The following is a 19,543-nucleotide window of genomic DNA, read 5'->3' as shown; positions in this document are numbered from 1 at the left end:
GCCCGCCCCATGCTTCCTCCGCCTGTGTCGGAAAACTTCAGCGTCCGGTGTCGGGAGACTTCAGCGGAACTGTCGGAAGCTTCAGCGGGCGTCCTAGGACGCGAAGCGGACCGGCATCAGCACGTAGCGGTAGGACTCGTCCGCGTCGCCGTCGGCTTCGGCCTGCCCGGACAGGACGGCGGGGCTCTTGGGCTGGGTGAACGACATACGGGCGAACGGGGTGCCGAGCGCCCCGAGACCGTCGAGCAGGAACTGCGGGTTGAAGGCGATCTCGATGTCCGGGCCGGTGAGAGCGGCCTCCACGGCCTCGGACGCCTGGGCGTCGTCGCCCTGACCGGCTTCGATGGCTACCTGGCCCTCGGAGAAGCGCAGCCGCACCGGGGTGTTGCGTTCGGCCACCAGTGAGACGCGCTTGACGGCTTCGGTGAGCGCGGCGGTCTCGATGACGGCGATGGAGTCGACACTGGTGGGGAAGATGGAGGAGACCTTGGGGTATTCGCCGTCGAGCAGGCGGGTGGTGGCCCGGCGCTGGCCTGCCTCGAAGCCGACCAGGCCGTCGCCGCCGGCGGCGGAGCCGAGGGCGAGCTGGACGGAGCCGGACGCGCCGAGCGCCTTGGCGGTGTCCTGCAGTGTCCGCGCCGGGATGAGCGCGGTCTGCTCGACATCGGCGTCGGTGGGGTTCCAGGACAGTTCGCGCAGGGCGAGCCGGTAGCGGTCGGTGGCGAGCAGGCTGACCTTGTCGCCCTCGATGTGCAGGCGGACGCCGGTGAGGATCGGCAGCGTGTCGCTGCGGTCGGCGGCGATGGCGACCTGCGAGACGGCCTGGGTGAACAGGTCGCCGGCGATGGCACCGGTCGGCTCGGGCGAGGTGGGGAGGGTGGGGTAGTCCGCGGTCGGCATCTGCTGCAGGGAGAAGCGGCTGGACCCGCAGGTCAGCTCAACCTTGTGCTCATCCGCGGTGATGGTGACCGGTTTGTTCGGCAGCGATCGCGAAATCTCCGCCAGCAGGCGGCCCAGGACGAGGACCTGGCCCGGCTCGTCGACTTGGGCGTCGACGGTGACCTTCGCCGAGACCTCGTAGTCGAAGGCACTGAGGGTGAGCCCGTCGGTGCTGGCGTCGAGCAGCACACCCGCCAGCACGGGTACGGGCGGCCGGTTGGACAGGCCACGGACGGCCCAGGTCACGGCTTCGGCCAGGACATCGCGATCGACGATGAGCTTCACGTACTAACCATCCTTGCTGAGGGAGGCTTGTTCCAGAACAAACTTCGAAGTGTCGGGACCCGTGCGGGCGCAGCATGACACTAGTCGGGGTGCTGTGGCAGCCGCTACTACGGGTGGTCGTCCGGAAATCCCCAGTCGGCAATGGCGAAAACGCCATCTTTCTCTGGTTGGTAGTTGTCGTAGCAACTGTGGAAACTGTGGACAACCGGTGCTGCGCGCGTCATACCGCCGGTACGGCGTGTGGAGAACCTGTTGGCCGCCGCTGTGGACAACTCGCGCCGGTCGTGGATGACCGCCGTTGTCCACAGGCTGTCCGCAGTCGGTGTGGTCAACGGAGCGCGGTTGTGCACAGCTGGCACGGTGTCGTCCACCGCCGCATGTGGATGGTCGGTTCGTCACAGTGGCCACGGCGGTCCCACATACACACATGGTTATCCACAGGTTGTGGAGAGAAGGGCGGCCGGCCAGCCGGAACGACGGCCGGAATGGCCTGCCGGCGGTGAGTGTGCCGTGGGGAGGTGGCCGACGACCGCCACCGATTTCCACAGCAGCTGTGGAAATCCTTTGGGTTGAGTAGGCCGAGGAGCGGAACGGGGAGTATCGAAACCGGGACTGGAGGGCAGGCGCGGGACGGCTGGCGACGCTCAGGCGGTGGCGCGGCGGATCTGCGTGGTGAGTTCGCTGATCTGCTCGTAGAGGTGGGCGCGTTCACCCATCAGCTGACGGATCTTGCGGTCGGCGTGCATCACCGTGGTGTGGTCGCGGCCGCCGAACTGCTGACCGATCTTGGGCAACGAGAGGTCGGTGAGCTCACGGCACAGGTACATCGCGATCTGCCGGGCGTTGACCAGGGTGCGCGAGCGCGACGACCCGCACAGTTCCTCCACGGACAGGCCGAAGTACTTGGCGGTCTGGCGCATGATGGCCGTCGCGCTGATCTGGCCGGAACCGGAGCTGGGCATCAGGTCCTTGAGCACGCGGCCGGCTAGCTCTTCGGTGACGTGCTGGTTGGAGACCGAGGCGTATGCCGTCACCCGGATCAGCGCACCCTCGAGTTCGCGGATGTTGCTGGGCACCTTGCTGGCGATCAGGCTGAGCACCTGATCGGGCATGTGCATCGAGTCGGCGACCGCCTTCTTGCGCAGGATCGCGATGCGGGTCTCCAGGTCCGGCGGCTTCACATCGGTGGTCAGGCCCCACTCGAACCGTGACCGCATGCGGTCCTCCAGCCCGGAGAGCATCTTCGGGGGCTGGTCGGAGGTGAGCACGATCTGCTTCTCGCTGTTGTGCAGCGCGTTGAAGGTGTGGAAGAACTCCTCCTGCGTGCCGTCCTTGCCCTGCAGGAACTGCACGTCGTCGATCAGCAGCACGTCGACGTTGTCGCGGTAGCGCTTCTGGAAGCTGGACGCCTTGTCGTCGCGGATGGAGTTGATGAAGTCGTTGGTGAACTCCTCGGAGTTCACGTAGCGCACCCGCATGTGCGGGTAGTAGTTGCGCACGTAGTTGCCGATCGCGTGCAGCAGGTGCGTCTTGCCCAGGCCGCTGTCGCCATACACGAACAGCGGGTTGTAGGAACGGGCCGGTGTCTCGGCGACGGCCTGCGCCGCGGCACATGCGAAACGGTTGCCGGCACCGATGACGAAGGTGTCGAAGGTGTATTTCGGGTTGAGCCGTGCGTCCTGGACCGGCTCGGTGGTGACCGGCTGCCGCTGGCGGGCGGCGGCGCTGGTGAACAGGTCCTCCTCGACGTCCGCTGGCGGCTCGGGCGCGGGACGCACCGGCTCGGCGGGCTCGTCGTCGGCCGGGCGCAGGCTGTCGTCGACGGTGACCGCGAGCCGGATCTCGGTGCCGAGCTGCTCGCCGAGGGCGGTGCAGATGGGTTCACTGAGGGTGGTCTCGACGAAGACCTTGGTCTGCGGGAACGGAACGGCCAGCAACGCGGTGCCGCCGACGAGTCCGGCGAGCCGGGCCAACCGCAGGTAGGCGCGATCACGCGCCGGTATGCCGGAGTCCTCGATGCCGAGCATGGCACCGTGCCAGACGTGAGCGAGGTCGATGTCCTGATCGCTCACAACGCTGGGTCCTCCCTGACAAGCGGCGTACCGGGATCGGCGAGATCTCGACGGATGATTCGGCGGGTGTCTCGGTGAACACCGAGGTCGCCGGCAGACATGCTACGCCGTTAATCCACATGGTTATCCACAGGCTGTGAATGAAGAAATGGGTGACGACATGGCCGCGACGTGCGGGACCGACCTGGAAGACGCCGACGCTAACAACTCCGACCGGCACCCGGCAAGCCGGTCGACGAAGAAAGTTCGGACCGTTCGGCGTGGCGGCTGGTGTTCGCGGGTTCGGCGGCTTTTGATGGGCGGTTCGGCGTGCGTGGAACGCGACGTCGCTCGGTTTGACCCCCGCTACGGGCGGCCCGTATCGTAGCTCCGAGCCTTCTTCGCTCATGCCTGCCTGGACCAGCACGGTTCCCTGCGGTGGGCGGATCGGCCCGCGGTGACGGGTCGTGACGAAGATCCCGATGACCGACGCACGACCGGGCCCGCCCTGGGCCCGCACATTCCGACGGAGACGACAGTGAGCAAGCGCACCTTCCAGCCCAACACCCGCCGCCGCGCCAAGGTGCACGGCTTCCGCCTGCGGATGCGCACTCGCGCCGGCCGTTCGATCCTGTCGGCGCGCCGTGCCAAGGGCCGCGCCAAGATCTCGGCCTGAGGGTTCTCCTCGGCTCCGCGTTGGCCGGGCGACCGTGCTGCCGACGACCCACCGACTGCGCGACAGTGCGGATTTCTCCGCAGTGTTGCGCAGTCGTCGTTCTGGGCGGGCGCCGGGACCCCGGCTGGTGGTGACCGTCGGCCGCTCCGACACCGACACGCCGCGGGTAGGTCTGGTGGTCTCCAAGGCGGTCGGCAACGCGGTGGTCCGCAACCGGACCAAACGCGTCCTGCGACACCGGATGGCGACGCTGTTGCCGGTGGTGCCGGATCACATCGACGTGGTGATCCGCGCCAACCCGGCGGCCGGGTCCGTGTCGGCCGAGCTGCTGCGCAGCGACCTGGACCGTCAACTGCGCACTGCGATCGAACGGCGCCGGTGACGACATGTCGGTGACCTGGATCCTGGCGCGGCCGTTCGTCTGGCTGGTGCGCCTCTACCAATTGCTGATCTCCCCTCTGCTCCCGCCGAGTTGCCGGTTCACGCCGTGCTGCTCGTCATACGCCATCACGGCGCTGAACCGGTTCGGTGTCTTCAAGGGCAGCTGGCTGACCGTGCGCCGGCTCGCTCGATGCCACCCATGGAACCCTGGCGGCGTGGACCACGTTCCGCCTGTTGTCACTGCGGACGACTCCGGTGCACCTGCGCCGGCGCCGCTCAAATAGAAGGACCCCGCCATCTACAACTTCTTCGACACGATCCTGTACCCGCTCGAATGGTTCGTCGCCTTCGTCATGGTGGGTTTCCACAAGATCTTCACCGCCATCGGTCTGCCGGCCGCCAATGGCTGGACGTGGGCGCTGTCGATCGTGGGCCTCGTGCTCGTGCTGCGCATCATGCTGATCCCGCTGTTCGTCAAGCAGATCAAGTCGTCGCGGCGGATGCAGCTCATCCAGCCCGAGATCCAGAAGATCCAGAAGAAGTACAAGGGCAAGAAGGACGCCGAGTCTCGTCAGAAGATGACTGAGGAGACGATGGAGCTCTACAAGAAGGCGGGCACTAACCCGTTCTCCTCCTGTATGCCGATGCTGCTGCAGTCGCCGTTCTTCTTCGCGCTGTTCCGCGTCCTGGACCGACTCAAGGACATCGGCTCCGGCCACCACGACCCGATCGGCTGGATGACGCAGAGCCTGGCGCGTCAGGCCGAGCAGTCGACGCTGTTCAACGTCCGGTTGTCCTCGGCGTTCCTGCACCCGGGCGAGTCGCCCGTCGCGGCGGTGCGCACGCTGTGCATCGCGCTGATCATCATCATGTCGGTCACGGTCTTCACCACTCAGCACCAGCTGATGCGCAAGAACATGCCCGCGTCGGCCCTCGACAACCCGATGGCCAAGCAGCAGAAATACATCATGTACATCATGCCGGTGTTCTTCGCGATCTCCGGCGTGAACTTCCCGATCGGTGTGCTGCTCTACTGGGTGACCACCAACCTGTGGACCATGGGCCAGCAGTTCTACACGATCCGCCGGATGCCGGCGCCCGGATCCGAGGCGGAGAAGGCGCTCGAGGCGCGTCGGGCCGCCAAGGGCAAGCCGATCACCAAGCTGAGCATCCCCGGCCTGCACAAGACCGAGGACGAGGAGCCTGCGGATGCGTCCGTCGAGCTGGCCAAGTCCAAGACACCACCCGGCACGCCGGGCCTGGTCACCGCCGACGGCGGCACCGCCGGAAAGGCGGGCGGCCAGCGCGTGCAACCCAAGCGCAACAACAACAAGAAGCGCAAACGCTAGCCCCACTTGTCAACGGCGCCGGCGACGAGGCGGTGGGCGAAGCCCGGTCACCGCACTTGCGTCAGGGCCGGCGCCACAGACTTCGTGTTCCCTACACGTTCGACGCACGTTCAATGCACCCGGGAGTGAAGAATGACTGACGTGACCACCGACGATGCCCCCGCGGCCGACGATGCAGCGACCGAATCGAGCGCTGCAGCTCCGGCCGTCTCGACCAAGGCCGTGGACCTGGACCGCGAGGGTGAGGTCGCCGCGGACTTCTTGGAGACACTGCTCGATATCGCCGACCTGGACGGCGACATCGACGTCGACGTGGATGGTGACCGGGCCTCGGTGTCCATCGTGGACTCCGAAGACGGGCGGGTGCCTCGTCGCCTGGTCGGCCAGAACGGCAAGGTGCTCGACGCGCTGCAGGAACTCACTCGCCTGGCGGTGCAGGCCGAGACCGGCAACCGCAGCCGACTGATGTTGGACGTCGCCGGCTTCCGCGCGGATCGGCGCGCGGAGTTGGTCAAGATCGCCCAAGACGCGGTCACCTCGGTCAAGGGCGACGGTCAGCGCGTGGCGCTGGACCCGATGTCGGCGTTCGAGCGCAAGGTCGTGCACGACGCGGTGCTCGCCGAGGGCCTGCGCTCCGAGTCGGAGGGCGCCGAACCACGTCGCTTCGTGGTGGTTCTGCCCTCGGACGACTGACCGCGTTCCACGTGAAACACGAACACTCCGCGCACGGCTCTCGGCCGCTGGAGACTGCCCCGGTCCCTGCGGCGCCCGCTGCCGCGGCGCGTCTCTTCGGCGACCGGCTGCCCATCGCGCAGCAGTATGCGGAGTTGTTGGCGGGCTCCGGCGTCATCCGCGGACTGCTGGGGCCACGCGAGGCGCCGCGATTATGGGAACGGCACATCCTCAACTGCGCGGTGATCACCGAGCTGATCGACACCGGCAGCACGGTGGTGGACGTCGGCAGCGGCGCCGGGCTGCCGGGCCTGGTGATCGCGATCCGCCGCCCTGATCTGACCGTGACATTGGTCGAGCCGTTGCTGCGCCGGGTGCGCTGGCTGGACGAGGTGGTGCAGACGCTCTCGCTGTCCAACGTGACGGTGGCCCGAGGACGCGCCGAGGCGCTCTGGGACGACGTCGGCCCGGCCGACGTGGTGACCTCACGCGCCGTGTCGGCACTGGAGAACCTTGCCGTCTGGTCCGTCCCGCTGGTTCGTCCTGGCGGCTGGTGGTTGCCGATGAAGGGCTCCACCGTGGCCGAGGAGATCGACGCGAGTCGTGAACTGCTGACGTCAGTCGGCGTCACTGCGGTCGAGGTGGTGGAATGCGGTGGTGATGTGCTGGACGAGCCCACCACGGTCGCGCGTTTGACGATCGGCACACCGCGCCGGCTGAGCAAGAGCGGCGCGAAGAAGGGCGGCGGCACACGGTCCTCGAAGCACGTGGCGCGTTCCGGCGCTCGCCGCACGCGCTGACCGCGGATGCTGCGCCACTACTCAACACGGCGGTGAGCGATATCGCTTCGCTGCAGGACGACGAACGGAAGGCGAACGGTGAGCACACTCTCGCTGCCCACGGGCTGGCAGGGACCTGCAGACGTATCGACGAGTCCCGAGCCGGTCGGCTGGCGTAACGCCGCCCGGCTCGCGCCGACGGTCGAAGTCGGCGCTCTGTACCCCGTGCCCGCGGGGGCGACCGAAGCAGCGCGACACGTCGTCCCGGCTTCTGGTGATGTTTCCCGTGAAACGGTGCCGTCGAGCGTTTCCCGTGAAACCACCGTCGCGGGCGCGGCCGAGGACATAGCGACCGTGCCTCCTGTCACGGAGACGCCCACCGCATCCCCGCTCGCCGATCAACTGGTGGACGAGGCGCGGCGGCGCGAGCGGCTGGCGCAGGGCGCTGTCCACGCGCCCGCGCAACCGCGGATCCTCACCATCTCGAACCAGAAGGGCGGGGTGGGCAAGACCACGACGACGGTCAATGTGGCGGCCGCACTGGCCCAGTTCGGTCTGCGCGTGCTGGTCATCGACATCGACCCGCAGGGCAACGCGAGCACGGCGCTCGGCATACCGCATCACGCCGAGGTCCCGAGCATTTACGACGTCGTGGTCGACGACGACGAACTCGCCGGCGTGCTGCAGGAGTGCCCGGACATACCCGGCCTGTGGTGCGCGCCGGCGACGATCGATCTGGCCGGCGCCGAGCTCGAGCTGGTGTCACTAGTGGCACGTGAATCACGGCTGAAGCGGGCCATCGATCAGTATCAGGCGGACCCCGGCCCGGCGGGACGCTTCGACTTCATCCTGATCGACTGCCCGCCCAGCCTCGGCCTGCTGACCGTGAACGCCTTCGTTGCGGCCGAGGAAGTGTTCATCCCCATCCAGTGCGAGTACTACGCGCTGGAGGGGTTGAGCCAGTTGCTGAAGAACATCGAACTGATCCGCGCGCACCTCAACCCTCGGCTGCACGTCTCCACCATCCTGCTGACCATGTATGACGCCCGCACGCGACTGTCCGCACAGGTGGCCGAGGAAGTGCGTGCCCACTTCACCGATCAGGTCCTGAGGGCCTCGATCCCGCGCTCGGTGCGCATCTCGGAAGCGCCGAGCCACGGGCAGACCGTGCTCACGTACGATCCGTCGAGCAGCGGCGCGCTTTCGTACGCGGAGGCTGCCAAGGAGCTCGCCGCACAAGGCACTACGATCGACCAGTGAGCGAAAAACGACGCGGCCTCGGACGTGGGCTGGGCGCACTGATACCGACGGCACCCGCACCGACCACCGGCACGCCCCGACCGTCCGACGTCTTCTTCCCCGGCGGTGGTTCGGTGGCTACCACCGCCCAGCACCAGGATTCCAGTGAGCGTTTCACGGGAAACATGGCGCGGTCCGCAGTTGCGGAAAGCGCAGCGGCGGACTCGATCACCGGTGCGGCGCCCGAAGGCTCGGCGATGCTCGACGCCGGCACGAACGAGGGGGAGGATCCGTCGACGGCGACCAACGCCTCTGACGACCAGTTGCAGGAAGTGCCCGGCGCGACCTTCGCCGAGCTGCCGGTAGACCAGATCCGGCCCAACCCGCGCCAACCGCGGACCGTCTTCGACGAGGACGAACTGGCCGAGCTGGTGCACAGTGTGCGTGAGATCGGCGTGCTCCAGCCGATCGTGGTGCGGAAGCTGACCGCCGCTGATGCCGCCGAGGCGGGCGTCGGGTACGAGCTCATCATGGGCGAGCGCCGGCTGCGCGCCAGCCGGGGTGCGGAGAAGGCGACGATCCCCGCCATCATCCGCAGCACCGACGACGACGACATGCTGCGCGACGCGTTGCTGGAGAACCTGCATCGTGCCCAACTGAACCCGCTGGAGGAAGCCGCGGCATACGGCCAACTGCTGGACGACTTCGACTGCACGCACGAGGAACTCGCCGGCCGGATCGGCCGCTCCCGCCCGCAGATCAGCAACACCCTGCGCCTGCTGAAGTTGCCCGCGCTGGTGCAGCGACGCGTTGCCGCCGGTGTGCTGTCCGCCGGGCACGCCCGCGCCCTGCTCGGGTTGCCGGACGCGGCCGCGATGGAGCGCCTCGCCCAGCGCATTGTTGCCGAGGGCCTGTCTGTCCGCAGCACGGAGGAGATCGTCGCGCTCGGCGGTGACAAGGAGCGTGCCACCCGGCGGTCGCCGCGCGCCGGCCAGCACCACCCGCAGCTGGACAATCTGGCGGCAAGCCTGTCGGATCAGCTCGACACCCGGGTCAAGATCTCCCTCGGCAAGAGCCGCGGCAAGCTCACCGTCGAGTTCGCCAGCGTCGAGGATCTGAACCGCATCATGGACCAGCTCGGCGTCCACAGCGAACGCTGATCGAGGAGCGACGAAGCAGCAGCTCGAGACCACGCGTGATGGCCAACAGGACGAGGTGAGCACCGAGGGGTGGCGAGTTGGCCACCTCGCAACCCACTCACATCACATCCGGCGGACCGTTGCTGCAGGACAAGCGAAAAGCGGTGTCCCCCAACACAATTCGGGGACACCGCTGGTGGAGCGAGAGGGACTCAGCCGATGAAGGGCTCGAGCTCCTTGACCAGCTTCGGCTTCGGCATGACGCCGACGATGCTCTTGACGACCTCACCGTTCTGGTAGACGTTCAGCGTCGGGATGCCGGTGATGCCGTACTTGGCGGAGGTGGCCGGGTTGTCGTCGGTGTTGAGCTTGACGACGGTCAGCTTGTCGGCGTTCGCCTCGGCAATCTCGTCGATGATCGGAGCGATCATCTTGCACGGTCCGCACCAGGGCGCCCAGAAGTCGACGAGCACCGGCTTGTCGCTCTTGAGAACGTCGGCCTCGAAGGTGGCGTCGGAGGTGTCCTTGGTGTTCGCACCCATGTCGGATGTTCCTTTCATTGTGATGATGTATGCCGAAAGGCCTTGGGAAATAAGAGGTTTCAGGCGTTGACGGTCTGGGCGGCGTCCGCAGAGGGTGCGCCCGCCTCGTCCCGCGCGGCCAGGAAACGCTCGGCGTCGAGCGCCGCCGAGCAGCCGGTGCCGGCAGCGGTGATCGCCTGACGGTAGGTGTGGTCGACCAGGTCGCCGCAGGCGAAGACGCCCGGCAGGTTGGTCGCCGTGGTGCCCTGAGCGACCAGCACGTAACCCTCGTCGTCAGTGTCCACCTGACCCACGACAAGCTCATTGCGCGGCAGGTGCCCGATGGCGACGAACACTGCGGAGGTGTCGACCTCGCGGGTCTCGCCGGTGCGAGTGTCGGTGAGAGTCACCGAGCTGACCTTCGGGTCGCCGTGGATGCCGGTGACCTGGCTGTTCCAGGCGAAGTCGATCTTGTCGTGCGACAGGGCGCGGTCGGCCATGATCTTGGATGCGCGCAGCTCGTCGCGGCGGTGCACCACGGTGACCTTCTGGGCGAAGCGGGTCAGGAAGGTGGCTTCCTCGATGGCCGAGTCGCCGCCACCGACGACCATGATGTCCTGATCGCGGAAGAAGGCGCCGTCACAGGTGGCGCACCACGAGACGCCGTGACCGGACAGCCGCTTCTCGTCCTCCAGTCCGAGCTCGCGGTAGGCCGAACCCATGGCGAGGATGACCGCGTGCGCCTCGTGCACGTTGCCCTCGCCGTCGGTGATCCGCTTGATGTCTCCGGTCAGGTCGACCGATGTGACGTCGTCGCGGACGAGGTCGGCGCCGAAGCGTTCAGCCTGTTCGCGCATCTGCATCATCAGCTCGGGTCCCATGATGCCCCCGGCGAAACCCGGGTAGTTCTCGACCTCGGTGGTGTTCATCAGCGCACCGCCGGCGGTGACCGACCCCTCGAACACCAGCGGGTGCAGGTTGGCGCGGGCGGCATACACGGCGGCGGTGTAACCGGCCGGCCCGGAACCGATGATGATCAGGTTGCGAGGCTCGCTCACGGAGTGTCCTAACTTTCGGCAGTTGGTCGGGGCTGCGCCCGACCGGGTCGGCGGTGGTCCGCCCGCTCGGCGGGCTCGTAGAGCACAACAGATGGTATGTCGGGAATGTTCCGTGCCGTACATGTGCTCCCGGCGTGGTGTTCTCACCGCAGACGGACGCCGGGCGGTGTGACCGTCCGGAGTGCAGGGGAACGTGCAGCGACGTCGTTCGAGGGGCTCAGAGTGCGCGCGGCGCTGCGTAGGGCCGGGAGTCCTTGCTGCAGCTGGACGAAACCGCGAACGCGGTCTTCGCGCCGTGGTTGGTGACCACGATGATCAAGGCGGGCTTGCCGTCATACGTGGCCAGATCGACCTTGATGCTCGACGGATCGTCCAGCAGCGAGCCACCGATGGTGCGTACGCACTGCACGATGGCCTGCGGTTTGGCGAGCGCACCGAACTGCGCCAGCAGCGAGGCGTCCGGAGATTGGCCGGCCGTGCCGTTCGCCATACTCGCCGCCTGGGTGTCGAAGGACGCCCCGGTGTAATGGGTGCCGGTGCTCTCCACCTGCACGCGATCGGCGAGCTGGGCGGTGCTGATGGTGTGCTGGGCGCTCCCGGACGGGAGGGCCGTCACCGGCGCGTTGTCGTGCCGCAGCGCGTTGACACCGACCACCGCCACGGCTGCCACAGCGGCCGCGGCCACCAGACCACCGACGGCCGGCATCCAGCGTCGCCGGCCCGACCGGTCGCCGGAGCGCCCGGTGCGGGTCAGCGGGGTGACGTTGTGGTGCTCCTGCTGGCCGCCGGTGCGTTCCTGCGCCAGGGCAGCGGTGATCCGGTCCTGGACATCCTGCGGCATCGGCCCGGGAGCGGGCAGCGAACGCAACAGGTCGCGCATACCTGTCGGATCGTTCTCGAAGTCGTCATCGGGAGGTGTCCTCACGGCTTCCTCCAATCGGTTCAGTAGCTGGGACGACGAATGCCAGGGCATGGTTCCGTGCTGCCCCGGGGCAGTCCGGTGGTGAGGAGACCACCATCAGTCCAGGGTCCGACGTGCGAGCGGACCCTGCGGTTCCCTCCCTCATCAGGTGCCGCCGGCGTAACCGTCCCCGTGCTTGTCGCGCAGCAGCTCGGCCAGTGCCGAACGGCCGCGTGCGCACCGGGACTTGATGGTGCCCTCGGCGACGCCGAGCACCTGCGCGGCCTCGGCCACCGGCAGACCCTGCATGTCCACCAGCGTCAGCGCCAGCCGCTGTCCCTCGGGGATCTTGCCCAGCGCCTCCTGCACGTCCAACCGCACGACCGTGCTGCCGTGCACGTCGTGCCGGTCGGCCAGGTCGTACTCCGGTAGCTCCGAGGTCGGTTTGATCCGGCGCAGCCGGTCCAGGCAGGCGTTGACGATGATGCGGTGCAGCCAGGTCGTCACCTGAGCGTCGCCGCGGAAGGAGTCTGCGCGGCGGAACGCCGAGATGAAGCCGTCCTGGACGGCGTCGGCGGCGATCTCCGGGTCGCGGGTGGTGCGCAGCGCGACCGCCCACATGCGGTCCTTGTGCCGCCGGAAGAGTTCGCCGAACGCGTCGGGATCGCCCGCACAGTGTGCCGCCAGCAGGTCCCGGTCGTTGGTCCCGGCCAGCTCGGTCACGGGTAGACCTTGACGTCGTTGATGCGCTCCTGGAACCGGCCGTTGTCCTGCTTGCTGAGCTTGGTGACCCAGAGGGTGATGTATCTCGCCTGGACGCCGTTCAGCTGCGCGGTCTGGGTGCCCTGGCCGGTCAACGTGGTCTCCGGGTCACGCGAGCTCACCGGCTCGATGTGGTCGCTGACGAAGAATTTGATCGTCGACGGACCACCGGTGGTGGTGATCTTCACGCTGCCGACGGTCTGCACGCTCCCCAGGTCGAGCAGGAGCCCGGTGCCCTGGCCGCCGCCGCGGCCGTCGGCGGTGCTGTAGTCGTAGCTCTGCCAGTAGGAACCGGGGTCCTCGTCGGCGGCCTTGGCGGCCAGTCGGGAGTTGTCGCCGCCGTTGATGCCGTATGACGTCACGCGCTGGATGGTCACCGGTGTGGCGGTCGGTGTGGGCTTTGCGCTCGTGGTCCTGGACGCCGGTGCCGAGGCACTCCCCGACGACGTGGCGGCGCCCGCGGAGGTACTGCTGGTCGAGGGCTTGGACGAGCCGCCGATGCCGCGCAGCCCGATCGCAGCGAAGACCACGGCGACGACGACCAGCAGGCCGACGATCACCAGCGCCAGCCGGCTGCTCTGGTTGTCGGCCTCGAAGTGACCGTCCAGGCCGGGAACCGGTGGTTCGAGATCGGTGAACGACGGGTCGTAGTCGCCCCTGGGGTCGCCACCGAAATCGTCGTCCAGATCGTCCCGCGGCGCTGCGGCGCGTGCGCGGGCCCGCGCCAGATCGGCGCCGGAGATCTGCGCCGTCTCGTCGCCGGTGTCGGTGCTGCCATTGCCGGCGGCCGTGGCCACGCCGGCCCGCGGCAGCGCGGTCCGGGTCGGGACGGCCTCGGTGGCCGGTGCCTCGTCGTGGGCCCGCTCCTCGAGAGCTCGATCGTCGTCGGCCGAGCCGGTCCCGGCGAGCGCCCCGCGGCCGCCACCGGGCACGGCGGCCAGGGTCGCACCGGGCCGGCGACCCGAGCCGGTCGTCCGGCGGGTCGAGGTGGTCACCCGCTCGGAGGACCAGGGTGCCAGCTGCCGGGCGAGCTCGCCCGGAGTGCGGGGGCCCTCGTCGGCGCCCAGCGTGGTCCGGCACAGCGTGTCCAGGTCGCCGGGCACTCCGGACACCAGCTCGCTGGGAGCCGGGAGCTCGCCGTCCGCGCGGCGGGTGACGTCCTGCAGACCGGGCACCGACTCCTCACCCGGCCAGCGGCGGGTCAGCCCGGCATACACGATCTGCACGAGCGCCACGGTGTCGGCGCGGGAGGCTTCCTCCGAGGAGAGTTCGTCCGCGCCGGCGAGGGCGGCGTCGGTGGGCAGGCCGAGCACGGACACGGCACCGTCGGGTGAGGTGACGATGTCGTGCGGTGTCAGCTGCAGGTGGTGCAGACCGCGCGCCGAGGCGGCGCCGAGACCACTGGCGGCCTCGCCGACCATCCGGCGCACCTCCTCGGGGGGCAACGGGTCGAACTGCAGCATGGCGGCGATCGAGTCGGCGCCGTGCAGCGCCTCGGTGATGACGTATGCCGTCCCGTCCTGCGTGCCGACGTCGAGCACGCGCGGCAGGTGACGGTCCTCCACACCCGCGGCGCGGCGGGCACTGTCCAGGGCCGCTTCGGCGTGGTCGGAGTCCGCTGCGAAGACGGTGGCGGTCACTTCCCGGCCCAACGTGGCGTCGGTGGCGATCCACAACTCCTGGTCACCACGTCCCGCCAGCTTGCGGGTCAGCGTGTAGCGCTGCGCCAGCACGGTGTTCTCGCCGATGGCTTGCACCTGACCAACGCTCCCTGTTCGCCGTTCGTGTGCCGCGTCGGCGCGGCTCCCATGGTGATCCGTGCCCGTCGCCGCCGCGCACGCATCGGCCACATCCTAAAAGGCCGACCGGCGCAGTCCGGCGGGGACACGCGCCGGGAAGCCCGATCCGCGGCGCGGACGGCGGATCGGCAGCCGTCAGCGACCGATCAGTCGTCGTACGCCGCCGAGCCGGCCGGACACCGCGCCGATGAGTTCCTCGACCTCCTTCACGTGCAGCCGACGGGAGAACAGCACATAGAGGACGAGGAAGACGGCCGCGGCGACGGCGAAGACGATGAAGTTGGCGATGCGAGTGTCGTGGCCGGTGACCAGTCCGGTGCCGTACCGGGCGGCGAACGCGATCGCCACCGCGATCACCGAGGCGACGGCGAGACGGGCCCACGTCTGCGCGACGCCGACCATCCGCAAGCCGGGCAGCTGCTGGTCCCGCAGCCAGCGGTAGCCGATGGTCGCCTCGACGAAGTAGGCGATCGATCCGGCCAGGCAGACGCCGAAACCCCGCCAGTCGTCCGGCAGTAGGACGCACGGCACGGCCAGCACACTGGTGATGATGGTGCACCACACCTGCATCTTGAACGGCGTCTTGGCGTCCTGGTAGGCGAAGAGCGCGCGCTGCACGACGACGCACACCGTGAACGGCACCAGGCCGATCAGCAGCGCGATCGTCTGTCGCTCGACCGCGGTGGCGATGGGCGGGTAGAAGGCGGCGGCCAGCGGCCCGGCGGCCACCAACGCACCGAAGGTCGCCGGCATGGTCGCCACGGAGGACAACCGCAGGCTGAACTCGGTGTCCTGGGCCACTGCGCGGGTGCGTCCCTCATGGGCGGCTCGTGACATGCGGGTGAAGAGCGCGGTGACCAGGCTGAGGGTCACCAAGGAGTGGGGCAGCATGAAGAAGAGGAATGCGTAACCCTGCGCCTGGTTGGCCGAGCCGATCCCGTTGAGCAGGTTTCCGGTGACCAGGAAGACGCCGAGCTGCTGCACGATGACCGCCGCGAACGCCCACCCCGCGATCGTGGACGTGTTGCGCAACCCCACCCCGCGGAAGGAGAAGTTGGGCGCCCAGGTGTAGCCGGACCGTCGCAACGGGATGATCAGCACCACCGCCTGGGCGACGATGCCCAGTGTCGCCGATCCGGCGAAGATCACCACCATCGACGTCGTCCACCGGGACGGGTCGCCGACCTCCCGATGGTGCTGTGCGAGCAGCCAGACGATGCCGGCGATCGCGAAGACGTTCGCCAGTGCCGGGGACCACATGAGTGCGCCGAACCGGCTGCGGGCGTTGAGGATCTCGCCGAGCAGAGTGTAGAGACCGTAGAAGAACAGCTGCGGCATACAGATGAGGGTGAAAAGGATGCCCAGACGCCAGGTGTCGCCGCTGGCATGGACGTAGCCGATCTTGAAGACCAGCGGGGAAGCCACCATGAAGAGCACGGTCGCGCCGAGCAGGATCGACATGGCGAGCGTGAGGATCCGGTCGGTGTAGGCCTTGCCTCCGTCCGGGTCCTTCAGCGCGCGGGTGATCTGCGGGACCAGCACCGCGTTGATGACGCCGCCGGCCAGCAGCAGATAGATCTGGTTCGGGATCTTGTTGGAGGTCTCCCAGACGTTGCCGGCCACGCCGATGATGACCGCGGCCATCAGGATGGTGCGCACGAAGCCGAGCGCGCGGGAGACCAGGGTGCCCGCGGCCATCACCGCGCTGGCCCGGCCGATGCCCCCCTCGGGCGCCGGTGCCGGTGCCGCCGCGGCGGGCGCCTGCGGCAGCGCATCCGGGTCCGCACCCCGGGCGATCGCGTCCCGGCGGGCCCGGACGACCTCCGGGTCGGGCATCGGCAGATAGCCGGAGTCCTCGCCCATCCAGGCGGCATACAGCGAACCGAGGCTGCCCTGGCTTTCGGGCGCGTTCTGCTGGACCTGGGCGCGCAGGTCCGACTCGGCGTACAGCTGGCCCAGGCTGGGTCGGCTCTCGTCAGTCATCGGTGTCGCTGCCCTCGCCTCGATCTGTGGTCTGCTGTGCGGTGGTCTCGCCGGCATCGACGATGGCGTCCTCCGGGGTCGGCGCGTCCGTGGCCACCGGCTGCTCGGAGGCGGTCCGCGGACCTCGGCGTACGGCGCGCCACAGGCCGATCGCGAGGATCAGTGCGGCGAGGACGCCGAGTACCCACATGATCCACCCGGAGGTCGGGTGCACGTTGATCTTCAGCTGTGCCGGCGCGTCCGTGTCGGTCAACGCCGTCCCGTCGGGTGCCCGCAGCACCGCGTCCAGCGGCACCGTGCCGCCACCGACCGCCTCGATGTGGAAATGGACGGCGGCGCGGGCACCGGCACCGATGTCGACCTGCTGCGGCGAGTCGGTGACCCGGACGAGGTACTTGCGCCGTTGCAGCTCCACCTGGACGTCGTGCACCGGCCGGTTGAGTTCGTTGGAGACGGTGAGGCTGATGTCGCCGGAGTCGGCGAAGAAATTGATCGTGGACGAGCGGATGCTCAGCTTGTGCAGCATGGCCACGACCGCGGCATGGTCCCGATCGGCGACGACGTGCAACTTCGCGGCGCCGCCGCGCCAGCGCGTGGAGCCGATGATGTCCAGTGCCCGCTTCCGTTCGGGCATGACGTCGTCACCGCCGACCAGAACGCTCTGCAGGGCGGACAGGTCCGCCCGAGCATCGTGCAGGGCGGCGAGCTCGTCGGCCGTGACGGCTTTCGCCGGGACGGTCGGTGTCGAGCCGCCCTGGGCAGGGGTCTTCAACAGGGTGGTCACCGGAGCCGTGCGCAGGGCAGCGGTCGACTGCGCGCCGGTCCGCAGGCCCACCCAACCGGCCGTCTGGAGCGCGTCGATCCGGGCCGCCAGCTGGGTCGGGTTGGCACCGCCGGAACGGGGCGCCACCAGTGCGATCGACCGCGGTGTGCCCGGTGACTGCTGGTAGAGAGCGAGCAGCTGGGTCAGTAGCCGACCGGTCTGCGCGCCCGGCGAAGTGCTGGCCCCGCTGAAGACACCGGACAGCGACTCGTCATACGTCAGGACACCGGAGGTGCCGGCGGCGCGATAGATGGCGGTCGGGGCGTCCGGTCGCCGGACGGCGCGTTGGGGCAGCAGGGCGACTGCTCGGGCCTTGCTGCCGGCGGCGAGTTGCGTGGTGTAGGAACTGACGGCCGCGCCGGGCAGGTCGCCGGTCGGCCAGACGAGCCGGACGTCACCGAGCGCGGTGACCCGGTCGGGCAGGACGCGCGCGAAGTCACGCGACACCAGCGACTGCCCCGGCTTGCCCAGTCCGTGCAACGCGGTCAGGTCCGGGTCGTCCGAGGGCAGCCACCACACCGACTGCTCGGAGCCCAGCCCGGTGAGCCGGTCGGTGAGCCCGTCCACCGCCGCGTCGATCCGGCCCTGGGGGGTGTCCGGCGGGGTGCTGGTCTGCGAGGAGGAGGGCGACGGTGACGACGAGGAAGAGGACGAGGAGGAAGATGGTGACGAAGCCGACGACGACGGCGTGCCCGAGCCGCTCGCCGCGCCCGATGCGGTGCTCGTCGGGTCGGGCGTGCCGCCGCTGCCGGAGGCCCGGCCGGTGGACCCCGCACCGGTCGATCCCGCCGATGCTCCGGTCGACGCCGGGGACGACGACTGCTCCGGCGATCCCGTGGCGCCGGACGGCGACCCCGCCGACGAATTCGACGAGGGGCTCGACGAGGGGCTCGAGGCACTGGCCGCGGCGGAGGGGACGTTGTCGTCGGAGGGTGCCGGGGGGTCGATCAGCGCCGGGTCCACCGCGAAGACGACCGGGTCGCCGGCCAACGCGTCCAAGGTGCGTTGCACCAGCGAGTCGGGTCCGACCGCGCGCTCCCACGCCGCCGCCCGCGCGGACCCGGTCGGCCCGAAGAGGTCCGGATCGGCCGGCAGGGTCAGCGGCACGACGATGCTCACCCGCAACGGCGACGTGACCGCGGAGTTCTGCAGCTGCAGGGCGCTGCGCGCCATACCCCGTATGGCGGAGGCGGCCGGCCCGCCGTCGGTGACCGTGACGGTCATCGGCAAGGAGGCCAGGCCGTAGTCGTAGGACAGCTTCTTGCCGGGGATGGTGACCGAGAACGGCGTGCTGCTGCCGGGCGCCAGGGCGCCGGCCCTGCCGGACGCGACCTCGGTCAATGGGACGTCGAGCGTCCCCGAGATCCAGCCGTCCGCGGCGCTGCGTGTGTCGAGCAGGTGGTCGCCGCTGACCGAGACGTGCACCATCGGGTTGTCCAGGGTGGCCGACCCGATGTTGGTGATGGTGCCGGTGACGGTGACCGCCTGCCCGGCGGATGAGACGGCCGGCAGGTTGGCGCCCAGGCTGATCCGGGCAGTCGACGACTTCGGCGCCGCCGTCGCGGCCGCGGAGGGCGCAGCAGCGGCGGGCGACATACCTGCAGTGACACCAGCGGCGAACAGTCCGAGCAGGAGCGCGAGCAGGGCGGCCCCGAGAGCGAGTGGGTGACCCGGCCGGTGGTCAGGCCGTCGGCGCCAGGTATTGCCAGGCTGTTTGGACGATGCGTCGCTCATTGGGGAAGGTCAGCTTCCGCTGCACACGGTCCAGGCGGAACCAGCGCGCGTCGACGGCCTCGTGATCGGGGTCGCCGTCGATGCTGATCTCGCCACCGAGTGCCTCCAACATGTAGTGATGGACCCGCTTGTGAATGCGCAACTGCGGGGTGCTGAACCAATAATCGATCGTGCCCAGGGTGACCAGGGCACGTCCGATGATGCCTGTTTCCTCCTGGACTTCGCGAACCGCCGTCTCGACCAGTGTTTCGCCCGGCTCCACGTGGCCCTTGGGCAGGCACCACTCCAATCGGCCGGCCCGGTTGTGCCGCGCGATGAGCGCGATCCAGGCGTAACCACCCGCCACGTCGATGATGACGCCACCGGCCGAGGTCTCCTCCACGGCAGGCAGCCGCCGCACGGGGCGGTCGGTGCGCGGTGGATAGAGGCTCATCTCGACACTCTAAACCGGA

18 protein-coding genes are annotated in these 19,543 nt (G+C 69.0%); 8 read left to right on the top strand and 10 right to left on the bottom strand.

Going from position 1 to position 19,543, the window contains the following annotated elements; all coding sequences use genetic code 11:
- Positions 1-93 precede the first annotated feature (93 nt).
- Both dnaN and dnaA read right to left on the bottom strand, forming a co-directional pair.
- Entirely contained in the window at positions 94-1,224 is a 1,131-nt protein-coding gene (gene dnaN / locus ACTHL4_RS11975; protein ID WP_440282996.1) for a DNA polymerase III subunit beta, read from the bottom strand.
- Between the two features lie 644 nt (positions 1,225-1,868).
- Positions 1,869-3,296, bottom strand: coding sequence for a chromosomal replication initiator protein DnaA (gene dnaA / locus ACTHL4_RS11970; protein WP_440282995.1), 1,428 nt, complete (start codon positions 3,294-3,296; stop codon positions 1,869-1,871).
- A gap of 517 nt (positions 3,297-3,813) precedes the next feature.
- Between dnaA and rpmH the strand changes: the two genes are divergently transcribed.
- From rpmH to ACTHL4_RS11930, 8 genes are all read left to right on the top strand, one after another.
- Complete coding sequence (gene rpmH / locus ACTHL4_RS11965) at positions 3,814-3,951, top strand: 50S ribosomal protein L34 (protein WP_440282994.1); 138 nt, start codon at positions 3,814-3,816, stop codon at positions 3,949-3,951.
- Positions 3,920-4,333, top strand: coding sequence for a ribonuclease P protein component (gene rnpA, locus ACTHL4_RS11960; RefSeq protein WP_440282993.1), 414 nt, complete (start codon positions 3,920-3,922; stop codon positions 4,331-4,333). Before rpmH ends, rnpA begins: the two co-directional genes overlap by 32 nt.
- Before the next feature lie 4 nt (positions 4,334-4,337).
- Positions 4,338-4,616, top strand: a complete 279-nt coding sequence (gene yidD / locus ACTHL4_RS11955) for a membrane protein insertion efficiency factor YidD (protein ID WP_440282992.1) — start codon at positions 4,338-4,340, stop codon at positions 4,614-4,616.
- A gap of 12 nt (positions 4,617-4,628) precedes the next feature.
- The gene (gene yidC, locus ACTHL4_RS11950; protein ID WP_440283006.1) at positions 4,629-5,681 is read left to right on the top strand and encodes a membrane protein insertase YidC; all 1,053 of its coding nucleotides are present in this window, start codon (positions 4,629-4,631) and stop codon (positions 5,679-5,681) included.
- A 132-nt stretch (positions 5,682-5,813) separates the two neighbouring features.
- Positions 5,814-6,374, top strand: a complete 561-nt coding sequence (locus ACTHL4_RS11945) for a Jag family protein (RefSeq protein WP_440282991.1) — start codon at positions 5,814-5,816, stop codon at positions 6,372-6,374.
- A gap of 11 nt (positions 6,375-6,385) precedes the next feature.
- The gene (rsmG, locus tag ACTHL4_RS11940; RefSeq protein ID WP_440282990.1) at positions 6,386-7,153 is read left to right on the top strand and encodes a 16S rRNA (guanine(527)-N(7))-methyltransferase RsmG; all 768 of its coding nucleotides are present in this window, start codon (positions 6,386-6,388) and stop codon (positions 7,151-7,153) included.
- A gap of 195 nt (positions 7,154-7,348) precedes the next feature.
- Positions 7,349-8,392, top strand: a complete 1,044-nt coding sequence (locus tag ACTHL4_RS11935; protein WP_440283005.1) for a ParA family protein — start codon at positions 7,349-7,351, stop codon at positions 8,390-8,392.
- Positions 8,389-9,531 (top strand): ParB/RepB/Spo0J family partition protein, encoded by a 1,143-nt coding sequence (locus ACTHL4_RS11930; RefSeq protein WP_440282989.1) that lies wholly within the window; start codon positions 8,389-8,391, stop codon positions 9,529-9,531. The genes ACTHL4_RS11935 and ACTHL4_RS11930 overlap by 4 nt, the downstream gene beginning before the upstream one ends.
- A 191-nt stretch (positions 9,532-9,722) precedes the next feature.
- Here ACTHL4_RS11930 and trxA read toward each other — a convergent pair whose 3' ends face one another.
- The 8 genes from trxA to ACTHL4_RS11890 all read right to left on the bottom strand — a co-directional run bounded on the left by trxA (position 9,723) and on the right by ACTHL4_RS11890 (position 19,524).
- On the bottom strand, positions 9,723-10,052 hold the full coding sequence (trxA, locus tag ACTHL4_RS11925; protein WP_440282988.1) for a thioredoxin: 330 nt from the start codon (positions 10,050-10,052) through the stop codon (positions 9,723-9,725).
- A gap of 59 nt (positions 10,053-10,111) precedes the next feature.
- The gene (gene trxB, locus ACTHL4_RS11920) at positions 10,112-11,089 is read right to left on the bottom strand and encodes a thioredoxin-disulfide reductase (RefSeq protein ID WP_440282987.1); all 978 of its coding nucleotides are present in this window, start codon (positions 11,087-11,089) and stop codon (positions 10,112-10,114) included.
- 217 nt (positions 11,090-11,306) lie between these two features.
- A complete protein-coding gene (locus tag ACTHL4_RS11915) occupies positions 11,307-12,014 on the bottom strand; it encodes a hypothetical protein (RefSeq protein WP_440282986.1) in 708 nt (235 codons plus the stop codon).
- Positions 12,015-12,155: 141 nt separating this feature from the next.
- Complete coding sequence (gene sigM / locus ACTHL4_RS11910) at positions 12,156-12,713, bottom strand: RNA polymerase sigma factor SigM (protein ID WP_440282985.1); 558 nt, start codon at positions 12,711-12,713, stop codon at positions 12,156-12,158.
- Positions 12,710-14,509, bottom strand: coding sequence for a protein kinase family protein (locus ACTHL4_RS11905; protein ID WP_440282984.1), 1,800 nt, complete (start codon positions 14,507-14,509; stop codon positions 12,710-12,712). The genes sigM and ACTHL4_RS11905 overlap by 4 nt, the downstream gene beginning before the upstream one ends.
- Before the next feature lie 177 nt (positions 14,510-14,686).
- Entirely contained in the window at positions 14,687-16,534 is a 1,848-nt protein-coding gene (gene murJ, locus ACTHL4_RS11900; RefSeq protein ID WP_440282983.1) for a murein biosynthesis integral membrane protein MurJ, read from the bottom strand.
- Positions 16,527-19,091 carry a DUF6049 family protein gene (locus tag ACTHL4_RS11895; RefSeq protein ID WP_440282982.1) on the bottom strand — a complete coding sequence of 855 codons (2,565 nt, stop codon included), beginning with the start codon at positions 19,089-19,091 and terminating at the stop codon, positions 16,527-16,529. The genes murJ and ACTHL4_RS11895 overlap by 8 nt, the downstream gene beginning before the upstream one ends.
- Positions 19,039-19,524 (bottom strand): NUDIX hydrolase, encoded by a 486-nt coding sequence (locus ACTHL4_RS11890; RefSeq protein ID WP_440282981.1) that lies wholly within the window; start codon positions 19,522-19,524, stop codon positions 19,039-19,041. Before ACTHL4_RS11890 ends, ACTHL4_RS11895 begins: the two co-directional genes overlap by 53 nt.
- Between the last annotated feature and the right edge of the window lie 19 nt (positions 19,525-19,543).

The sequence above is a fragment of the Flexivirga sp. genome, from assembly GCF_051955415.1.
Lineage (GTDB): Bacteria > Actinomycetota > Actinomycetes > Actinomycetales > Dermatophilaceae > Flexivirga.
This window is presented reverse-complemented; position numbering and strand designations above follow the sequence as displayed.